9 protein-coding genes and 2 pseudogenes are annotated in these 9,802 nt (G+C 63.0%); 3 read left to right on the top strand and 8 right to left on the bottom strand.

The features are described from left to right. Positions 1–313: 313 nt before the first annotated feature. Positions 314–736 (bottom strand): hypothetical protein, encoded by a 423-nt coding sequence (locus tag EQG76_RS29240; protein WP_159718748.1) that lies wholly within the window; start codon positions 734–736, stop codon positions 314–316. Between the two features lie 1,104 nt (positions 737–1,840). Then, a complete protein-coding gene (locus EQG76_RS29245; RefSeq protein ID WP_159718749.1) occupies positions 1,841–2,185 on the bottom strand; it encodes a helix-turn-helix domain-containing transcriptional regulator in 345 nt (114 codons plus the stop codon). Positions 2,186–3,005: 820 nt separating this feature from the next. On the opposite strand from EQG76_RS29245, the gene asd reads away from it, so the two are divergent. Next, positions 3,006–3,857, top strand: coding sequence for an archaetidylserine decarboxylase (gene asd, locus EQG76_RS29250; protein WP_159718750.1), 852 nt, complete (start codon positions 3,006–3,008; stop codon positions 3,855–3,857). A gap of 229 nt (positions 3,858–4,086) precedes the next feature. Then, the gene (locus tag EQG76_RS29255; RefSeq protein WP_159718751.1) at positions 4,087–4,431 is read left to right on the top strand and encodes a hypothetical protein; all 345 of its coding nucleotides are present in this window, start codon (positions 4,087–4,089) and stop codon (positions 4,429–4,431) included. On the opposite strand, the gene EQG76_RS29260 is transcribed toward EQG76_RS29255, so the two are convergent. The 6 genes and pseudogenes from EQG76_RS29260 to EQG76_RS33795 form a co-directional block, all read right to left on the bottom strand. Continuing rightward, on the bottom strand, positions 4,428–5,711 hold the full coding sequence (locus EQG76_RS29260) for a hypothetical protein (protein WP_159718752.1): 1,284 nt from the start codon (positions 5,709–5,711) through the stop codon (positions 4,428–4,430). The genes EQG76_RS29255 and EQG76_RS29260 overlap by 4 nt on opposite strands. Beyond that, positions 5,708–7,366, bottom strand: a complete 1,659-nt coding sequence (locus EQG76_RS29265; protein ID WP_159718754.1) for a phage tail tape measure C-terminal domain-containing protein — start codon at positions 7,364–7,366, stop codon at positions 5,708–5,710. The genes EQG76_RS29260 and EQG76_RS29265 overlap by 4 nt, the downstream gene beginning before the upstream one ends. A 139-nt stretch (positions 7,367–7,505) precedes the next feature. Further along, positions 7,506–7,961 (bottom strand): annotated as a pseudogene (locus EQG76_RS33790) (phage tail tape measure protein); the annotation flags it as partial. 60 nt (positions 7,962–8,021) lie between these two features. Continuing rightward, entirely contained in the window at positions 8,022–8,285 is a 264-nt protein-coding gene (locus EQG76_RS29275; protein WP_159718755.1) for a hypothetical protein, read from the bottom strand. Continuing rightward, positions 8,282–8,446, bottom strand: coding sequence for a hypothetical protein (locus EQG76_RS29280; RefSeq protein ID WP_159718756.1), 165 nt, complete (start codon positions 8,444–8,446; stop codon positions 8,282–8,284). The genes EQG76_RS29275 and EQG76_RS29280 overlap by 4 nt, the downstream gene beginning before the upstream one ends. A 550-nt stretch (positions 8,447–8,996) precedes the next feature. Further along, positions 8,997–9,146, bottom strand: a pseudogene (locus EQG76_RS33795) (hypothetical protein); the annotation flags it as partial. A 158-nt stretch (positions 9,147–9,304) separates the two neighbouring features. Here EQG76_RS33795 and EQG76_RS29285 point away from each other — a divergent pair. After that, on the top strand, positions 9,305–9,682 hold the full coding sequence (locus EQG76_RS29285; protein WP_159718757.1) for a hypothetical protein: 378 nt from the start codon (positions 9,305–9,307) through the stop codon (positions 9,680–9,682). The last annotated feature ends 120 nt before the right edge of the window (positions 9,683–9,802 follow it).

Consider the following 9,802-nt stretch of genomic DNA (forward strand, 5'->3'; position numbering starts at 1 on the left):
CAGCAGGTAGAGTTGCCGGATCGCCCGGTCCTGCCTGCACCACCAGCACCCGTGGTGATCCAGCCTCGACCGCAATCACGACGGCGCAGAGGTCCACGCTCGCTGCCAGGACAGCCGACATCGTTTCATCTGGTATCGCATTGCTCGACATGATCCCGATCATCGCTCCAGCTTGTTTGGGACTCGAACCCGGCGCGTAGCTTGGGAACTACCGCTCCGCCAGCGAGCTTCCAAAAAGGCACCCAGTAGCTCATAAGGTCGTTGTGCCAAGCGCTGGCGGTTGCTCCTCGCCAGCGCCTCGGGGCATTGGGTGCTAGACGCGTGGGAAGAGGAAGTCGAAGCCAGCTGCGATCGATGCGTCCAGATCGTCGTCAGCTCCAGGTCCAGTCGGGCCCGCATTGAAGCGCATCAGCTCGATCTTGGCGCGCAGGTCATCCAGGCAGCCGACCCGGGCCGAGATAATCTGCCCCTCCAGCTCAAGCCGTCGATCCTCCCAGAACCAGAACGCATCGGACTGCTGGAATTCGTCGAACCGGTCGCGTTCAGCCTGGCACCGGCAGCGCTGCTCCCAGAGGTCCCACAGGGTAGTCTTTGCCGACGCAGATCTGACTTCAGCAGCGGTTGCGGCGACAGCAGTTTGGATCAGGAGGGTGTTTCCTGTGATGCTCATTACAGAGGCCGCTGCGATCCCGGCAAGCAAGGTCTGGCGAGAGATGATATGAGCGTGTGCAGCCATGGCCGATGTCCCTCATCGGTTGGTGGTTAGGCCCGGTGCGGGAGCTATCACCTTCCCACCGGGCCGAATTCGATTGATTTGCAATCGAATGATGGATGGATGCGCTGTGGCCGCGCTTGCGTCAAGCTTAAAATGATGGCATTTTCATCAAATGATCAACGCGACACAGTGCAAGATGGCTCGTGCAGCGCTCTCCTGGAGCGCCAAGGATCTGGCGACCCGAGCGAAGGTAGGAGTTGCCACGGTCAACCGGTTTGAGGCGACCGGAGCACCGCCTAGGCCTGTTATCAGAGAGGCTCTTCAACGAGCCTTCGAAGATGCCGGTATCGAGTTCATTCCCGCGAGCGAAGGCGGAGTAGGTGTGCGGCTAAGGGGGCCATCTCGGGATCGAGGCTAGGCTCGTATCAGTCCAAGCAGCGCCATTATCTGCAACTCCCATTCCGTAATTGTGTCATGCTCTCGCCCAAGGAGCAGGCCCTCTGTGCCACCCTTAGCGGTTCTTCTCGCTCCCTCATGATGCTCCCGCAACCCCCGGAGGAGCCGCTCCATGCTGCAATCATCATACAACCGGGAAACATCGACGGAATCGACGATCGGGTCGCCTGCCGCAGTTCGTCCAACAATTGGAATTCTGCCGTCTCGAGTGGCTCGGCTGATCTGACTCATATGCCTCCCGGCAAAGAGAGCGGCCTGGCTGACCGTCAGGAGCATGCGCCTGCCCCATCGCGCTTGTTGGCATAGGTTTTGTCGGCGCAGATCGTTGTCGCGGCATTGGGGCCTGCGGATACGCCAACGCAGGCACGATGAACGTCACGTCTAAGGCGGGTCGTCAATCTTCTGCCGATATCATTTCAATAATGAAATCATTGATTTCTGAAAAATACCGCGCGAACCTGATTGGTTCGTGCTAATAGTGCTGCGATATTATTATCAGTACACTGCACGGTATTTGATCTTGTCAGACTAGCTATCCCAGAAATCGTGGAGTGCGACTGTGAGATGCAGGCTCAACGTGCAGCCTGCGCATGCCAGCACGCATCAGCCAGCGTGTTGCATCCGCAAGTTCGACTGCCTCTCTGGCGGCATGTAGAATGCGGCTGCGTTTCAGCTGGTCAGCGTTGGGCCAGGCCGCACCACCGCCAATCTGAGCCCTGCCGCCTTCAGGATCTCGAGCGCGTCCGCAAAGGACAGAGGGCCGGCCGCCCCGGCTTCTCGTGAGCGATCACCGCCAGGGCCAGCCGCGGGGGTGTGGCCCGCCACCAGAGAAGATCGTCCGACGATCATCATCGCATGAACGATCTCGGCTACGGACCCATGCTCGAAGGCGTCCTCCAGGAACGCCTGCGCATCTTCTGGCGTGTCCAGATACGCTGCGGCATCGAAAGGCTTGAGTTTTACCCGCTCCATCACTCGCTCCATCATCCCAGACTGGCGCTGACGGTCGGCCATCAGCCAAGTGGTGATGCAGCAAGAGGACCAGGACATCCAGCCCTCTGGACCAAAGAGCGCACAGCTTTTCTACCCGATGTTGCTTGACTGAGCGCCAAGCTTACTGAGCGCCGCCTCGAAACGGAAGGAACTTCTGCAACAAGTGCAACGGCTGTACTGTTGCATCTGTTGCGGAGACCAACAAACACCTGCCGGTGGTGGCCGCACCACGCAACTCGACGCAACAGGCAGTTGCGCATTTCGTTGCGCGCCGCCGGAAGTTCTCTCGATCCGCCTCGCGCATGATGAGGCGCATGAGCTCAGCCTCAAGGGTGCTGGCTGACATCTCTCTGGGGGTTCGGGCTTCAGCCCGATGGCACAAGGCCTGCGTGATCGCGGATGGCTCTAGTCGCGCCATTGCGTTCAGCCTGGCGCCGGGCCAGGCGCATGAACTGCCACAGGCCGTAGGCCTGCTTGGCCCGGCTGCCGGCGTGCCATGGTGGGCGGTGGCGGATCGCGGCTATACCGGCCATGCCTTCCGCGAGCACATCTGGAACCTGGGCAGCCGGCCGGTGATCCTTATCCAGCGGCACGAGGCACCGGTCGCCTGCTCGTGCTGGATCTACCACAACCGCAACCGCGTCGAGCCGCCTTTGGGCCAGGCTCAAGGAGTGGCGCGCCGTCGCCACCCGCTATGGGGAGACCGCGACTTCCTTCATGGGCGCCCTGTGCCTCATTGGCTCCCTCGACGGCTCAAAAGCTAACGGACCCTAACGGAGACAAATCTCCTCATGGCTGTCCATGGCACTATAACGATCGTGTCTTTACTTCGAGGTTCATCATGTCCAGTCGCCTGGAAGTCCTGCTCCAATACCTGCTGCCGAAGCAGCGTCTGACCACCTTCGCCGGCCGCGTCGCCGGAGCGCAGGGAGGCTTGATGACGACCCGGCTGATCCGCTGGTTCGCGGGTAAGTACGGCGTCGACATGAACGAAGCCAAGAATCCGGAGATAGCCAGCTACAAGAGCTTCAACGAATTTTTCACACGTCCACTCAAGGCCGGCGCGCGTCCGCTGGCGGCGGCTGACTTCGTCTGTCCTGTGGATGGCGCGATCAGCCAATTTGGTGCCATTGACGACCACCACATCCTGCAGGCCAAGGGCCACCGCTTCACCACCACGGAGCTTGTCGGCGGCGACACCGCGCTGGCGGCGCAGTTCCGCCACGGCAGCTTCGCCAACCTGTACCTGTCGCCCAAGGATTACCATCGCTTGCACATGCCATGCGACGGCAAGCTCGCGCGCATGATCTACGTGCCGGGCACGTTGTTCTCAGTGAATCCGACCACTGCGCGCGGCGTGCCAAACCTGTTTGCGCGCAATGAGCGCGTGGTGTGTGTGTTCGAATCGCTGGAATACGGTCCGTTCGTGATGGTGCTGATTGGCGCCACCATCGTCGGCAGCATGGCCACCGTGTGGCACGGCGTGGTCAATCCGAAGCGCACCAACAAGGCATCCGAATGGACCTATGTCGACCAGGACATCGTGCTGAAAAAGGGCGAGGAAATGGGCCGCTTCCTTCTCGGCTCGACGATCGTGATGCTGTTCAGGCAGGGCACTATCGCCTTCAACAAAGACTGGGCACCGGAACGGCCAGTACGCCTCGGCGAACTAATGGGCAATCACCCGGCCTGAGCATCTTCTGACATTGCATGCGTGGCGCGTTGAACCGGAGCGAGGCTGTCAAAAATTTCGACGCGGTCGCCATGGCGCAGAAAAGCACCACCAGGTCGGTGGGCAGCCGAGGATCCATCACACGGCATGGACCCACTTGCGGGGGCGGCGGCTGGGGTGCTTGGGCAACTGGCCTTGCCTTGCGGCCACCGCTTTCCGGTAATGAGGCGGCCAACCGAGGACGGTGGCAATGAGGATGATATACCGAGCGGCCCTGGCCTCTGTGTTCCTGGCAGCCGCGGTGCCGGCGCATGCGGCCAATGGCCGGCTGGTGCCGATGGGCGGCATGTCGGTCGTGATCGTGTGGAAGGACGCGGACGCGCACAGCAAGGGGCTGAGGCTCATCCAGTCCGGGGCCGCGGAGGCCAAGCCGGAACTGCTCTCGCCGCTGATCGCCTGCTTGGTCGAACCGAACGCCAAGGCCATCACGACCGACGCCGGCTTTGCCACCCACGACATCATGGTCGTGGATGGTGAGCATGCCGGGTGCGAGGGCAATGTGGCGACCGAGGCGTTCGAGCTCGTGCGGGACTAGAATGCCCGGCGACCGCGGCGCCGGAAGGTCTCGCGCTCGACGTTGGCCACCAGGTCCTGGCTGAACTGGTTCATCGTCAGGCCGCTGGTCGCCACGGGACCGTGGAAGTGCATGTGGACGCTGCCGCCACCGGACCTGCCGCCATAGGAGCCGCCCAGCTTCTGCGCCGTGACGCGCTCCAGCCCGGCCTCGCCGACCTCCAGGATGGTGCGCTTGCTGAAGATCGCGTCGCCGCCGGTGGCCCACTTGATGGTCGAGATCTTGGACTTGTCGTCGCCGACCAGTTTGGTCAGCATGTGGTTCCAAGCAGCGCTGAGAAGCGACTCGACGCTGTTGTATTTGACCGACTGCTGGCCGGTTCCGTATAGCAGTTTGACGCCGTCCCGGCTGCCGACCTCGACGGCCACGCCATCGGTCAAATAGCCGCCTGTCGCGTTCTGCAGCTTGCGCGCCATGGTGCCGATGGTGTTCGCGATCTGTTTTGCGGCGTCTTGGTTCTCCTTGGAGAACTTCTCATCAGAGAGGTTGCCGCCCAGCGACGTGATCGGCCCGGAGCGGTAGCTGACCGTTGCCGACATCATCTTGTCGCTCGGCTTGCTGCCGAACAGTCCTCCCAGGACGCTGCCGAGCAAGCCGCCGGCGATGCTGCCAAGAGGCCCGGCCCAACTGCCCAGGAGTTGACCTAGCCCCGTGCTGGCAAACCACGAAGAGCCGGCCGCGATGCCGCCAATCGCACCGCCAATCGAGCCGCCGGTCGAGCTTCCACCGGTTAGATTGCCGATGATCCCGCCGATGCCCGCGCCCATGCCGGCGTTGCCCAGCAACGTGCGGAGGTCGCCGGTCACTTTGGTGATCGATTTGCCGATGTCGCCCAGCCAGCCACCGACCTTGCCGAGACCACTGGAGATGCTGGAGACCAAGCTGTTGAACGTGCTGCCCAGGCTGCTGAACAGGTTGGACGCCCAGGAGCCGATCGAGCTGAAGATGCTCTGGACGGTGTTGCCCAGGCCGCCGAACATGCCCGAGATGGCATTGATGGCCGAACTGAAGGCCGAGGACAGGGCCGAGCCAAGGCTGCCCGCCCATTCGGCGATGCTGTTGAAGACGTTGCTGACGAAGTTGCCCAGCTCGCCGAACAGGCCCTGCGATGTCGACGTGGCCGCCCCGACGTTGGTCGTCACCGCCGTCCCGGCCGCCAGCGAGTCCTCGCCCATCCCGCCGAAGATCGAGCCGACGAAGTCGCCGAACGAGCCGAACAGGCCCTGGCCCGTGTCGGTCATGGTCGTGTCGTGGCCGTCCCGCCTTCCGAGAAGCCCAGCAGGTCGCCCAGGCCCTTCTGGGCAAAGGCGAACACGCCATCCACGCCCATGCTGATGAAGTCGCCGATCACCGCGCTGGCGAGGTTGTCGAAGTCGAGCTGGCCGGTGCGGACGAAGTCGCCCAGCGTGCTCTTCATGCTCATGAAGGTGCCGCTGAACGCCGAACTGATCTGCTCGGTCCAGGACTGGACGTTCGTCGTGTGCAAGGACCAGCCGGCATCGAGCGACTGAAGCGTGTCGGTGCCGCTCCCGCCCACCAGGCGGAGCGCCTCGGCATTGGCGGTCAGGGCAGGGGTGAGGTTGCGACTGGTGGTCAGGAGGTCATTGCCGGCCGAGCCCATCAGGGACGTGCTGCCGGCTGCGCCCGACATGGCGTCGCCCAACTGCCGGACGCCGCCCAGCAGGTCGTCATTCGCGCCGCCCAGGATTTCGGCCTGGCCGGCGGCGCCGCTGAGCTCGTTCTTGAGGTTCTCGATGTCCTGGAGGCTGTCGCCTGTCAGCTTGCCGAGGTTGCCCACCGACTCTGCCGCGCGATCAACCGATTGGCCCATCGTCTCGGCGGCGGCGCCCGCACTACCGAACAGGGTCTGCCAGGCACTGCCCAGCATGGCCTTCGCGCGATCGATCGCCGACGAGAGCCATCGAACGATCGCGTCGGACAGGCTGCCGAGCTTGTCGCGGATGTAGGTCTTGAGTGGCTCGGCGATGTCGAACAGCGACTTCATCGCCTCGGTGACGCCGGCCAGCGCCCGCCTGGCCGTGAGCTTCACGCCGTCGACCACGCCCGGCGCCAAGGCGGCGAAACGGTCCTGCACGTAGGCGGCAAGCTGGTTGCCGATGTCGAACAGGGACTGCAAGGCCCGCTCGACCAATGCCCGCGGTCGCTGGATCGCCGATGCGATGGCCTCGACCGCCACTTTGCCGATGCGCTGCAGGTCGGCCCCCCTGGCGCTGGCGAAACCTTGGGCGAATCCCTTGAAGTAGCTGAGGATCGTCTGGCCGATGATCTGGGCGCCGCTCAGGAGGGCGCGGCCTACGTCCGACCAGCGGATGTTCTGGAACCAGCCGAGGACGCTGGTGCTGACCTGGGGTGAGAAGCTGACGATGGTCCGGATGATGTTGGTGATGTGCCCGGCGATCAGGCCTGGGACGATCGCCATGACGCGGCCGATGCCGCCCACGAAGCCCTCGCGGAAGCCGGCCACTACGTTGTCGAACAGGCTCTGGATCTTGGCGATCGCGACCCGCCAGGTGTTGGCGATGACGTCGAAGACCGGCTTGGCGGCGTTGACCAGCGGCCCCAGGCTGTTGCGGAACGCGAAGAGTGCGGCCCCCAGGGCAGCCACTGCGGCGACTGCCAGAGCAACAGGCGCGCCGATGGCGGCGACCGCCGCCGTCACGGCCCCCAGGCCGATGATGATCGGGCCCGTGGCGGTGGCCGCGACGCCGGCGATGGTCCCGAGCCGCAGCATCTCCGGGTTCAGCGTCGCCAGCGAGTCGACCAGGTCGGTAGCCGAACGGGCTACCTGAGTGGCCCAATCGGCCAGACCAGCACGCCCGATCGTGATGGCGAGGGTCTCCAGGGCGCCGTCGAGCTGCTCCCAGGAGCCGGTCAAGCCCTCCATATTCGTCTGGGCGATGTTCGCTGGCTTTGGTCAGCGGTCCATCCAGCACCTGGGCGAACTTGGTGGTCGCTTCGGTGCTGTTCGTCAGGCTGATCAGGTAGCGGCCAGCCTCGATGCCGAACAGGTTGATGACATCCGCGGTCGTGGCGCCACTGGCCGCCACGTCCTTCAGGATGTCGTTGAACGGGCGCATCTTGCCCGTGCTGTCGGTGATCTTGATCCCAAGGTTGTCGATGACGGCCGCAGCTTTCTTGGGCGGGTCCAGCAGCCGACCGATCGCGGCAGCCAGGGCCGTGCCGGCCACCTCGGCCTTCACGCCGCTCTCAGCCAGGCCGGCGAGCGTCACCAGCATCTCGTCGAAGCTCTGGCCGGCGCCACGCGCGATCGGCCCGACCTTCAACATCGCCTGCCCAAGCTCGTCGACGTTGGTCTTCGACGAGGCGCCGATGGTCACGAACTTGTCGATGATCTCCGCTGTCTGGTTCGTGTCGAACCCGAACTGGCTCATCGTGTTCGTGATGATCTGCGCGGCACGATCGAACGAGATCATCTCGGCGCCGGCGAAGTTGATGATCTCGCCGGTCATCTTGATGGTCGTGTTGGCGTCGTAGCCGGCCTGCGCCAGCACCTGAAAGCCGTCGGCGACCTAAGAGGCAGAGAAGCTCGTGCTCTTCCCTAGCTGCAGCGCCGCCTTCTCCAGCTTGGCCATGTCGTCGGCCGTACCGCCCAGAAGGGCATTCACGCGCCGCATCTTGGTATCGAGGGCAAAGGCAGCGGCGAGGTTGGAAAGCGTCATCGCTTCGACGTCGTCGCGGGTAATCCACGGCTCGATCTTGCGCGCGATCGTCTCGACGATGGTCACCAGCGTGCCGAACCCGACATCGCCGCCATTGGCCTGCTTGAGTGTCACACCCGGGCATGCGGGTCGGGGTTGCGCTCCATCCTGACCCAGTCGCCGGCGGTCAGCGGCAGGCCCTGGCGGAAGTCCAGCTGCCGGCCGGCAATGCTGACCAGATACCTGGTGGGGTCGGGCGTGGTTACCGGCTTAGGTGCGGTTGCGGTCTCGGACATCAGGGCGTTCCTCAGCGGGCAGGTGCATAGTCGGTGATGGCGCGCAGGGCGGCGCCGATGCGGGCACCTGTCTGGTCGATCTGCCTCATGGCCTGCGTGTAGGGAGCGGCAGCCGCCGTAATCTCGGCCAGCGCCTGTCTCAGATCGCAGGGGCGAAGCACCTCACCAAGACACCGCATCTGCTGCGCTACCTGCGCACTCACCTGACCCACTGAAGCGAGCTTATCTCGACATAGATCGAGCTCTGTCCTATCGCTCGGAGAAAGAAGGCCTGCCGGCATTTGCGTTGTCCTGGCTGAAGATCCTATGCCGGATCATACTGGCCGGGACGGATACCCGCGAGAAAATCCGGGTGGAGATGAGGGTGCAGCTCATTGCCATCAGTCGAGTTCAGGTGACGAGCTGTCAGCAGCTTCGTGCCACCGGTTTCTCCCATTCCATGATCAGGAAGTAGGGCACGCGCCGGTACCGGTCCGCCTTGGCCGGATCGCCGCCGGTGAGAGTCGGCTCCGCGAAATGCGCAGGATGAGCCCCTGCTCCAGCAGGAGGGTCATGTAGGTGCTGGACGGACGAAGGGCCCTCTGAAAGCCTCGGCCCTCGACACGGCCAGCACGAGCCCGATGCTCTGCACCCCGAAATTGTCGCGCCCAGCGCCACCATCCAGGATGTCGCGGCCGAACCCGGCGATCAGCTGGTCGTCACCCTGAGCTGGCTAGTGCTCCACGAGCGCTCGTCTTCATGAAGGGAACCACCGGATCTATGGCTGTTTGATGACGCACATCAGGACGGAGCGTTACGAGAAGATACAGCAATCTTTTCCCCCTAATTCGGTTTACCGCACAGTCAAGGATGTCGAAAATGGCGAAATCCTACAAAATCCCCAAAAAGATTGCCGGAATTCGTATCCCTCGTTCTATTAGGAAGTCAAAGATACTATTGGGATTTCTGCAAAGTCCGCAAAACCGTCAGCTCGCAACTAACATGGTGATGGCGGCAGGGGGTGCTATGGCTACCGTCTTGGCACAACATCGCCCTAGTACGGAACAGGTCAAGCATGCCGCTCAAGGCATGGGCGAGGCGGGCAGCGTTGCAACAGGATTGGTCGCAGATACCGTCAGCCGCGTTGCCCACTCTTTGGTTTCGAGCCTTTCTGCCTCTCGCGAATCCAAGAAGAAGGACGAAACCTACAAGAAGTTCGAGGAGACGCCGGACATAGGCAATGAGAAGCCGCACTAGGTTTTGTGCTCGAAATACGGCTATTGGTGCCGATGCATTAGCCATCTAGAACCAAGAGCATGAGCATCGGGCTGGCCAGCGTGCCAATGGGATGGATGACATGCCCGTTGAGATCGAACG

This window comes from Geminicoccus flavidas (assembly GCF_009806515.1).
Taxonomy (GTDB): domain Bacteria; phylum Pseudomonadota; class Alphaproteobacteria; order Geminicoccales; family Geminicoccaceae; genus Geminicoccus; species Geminicoccus flavidus.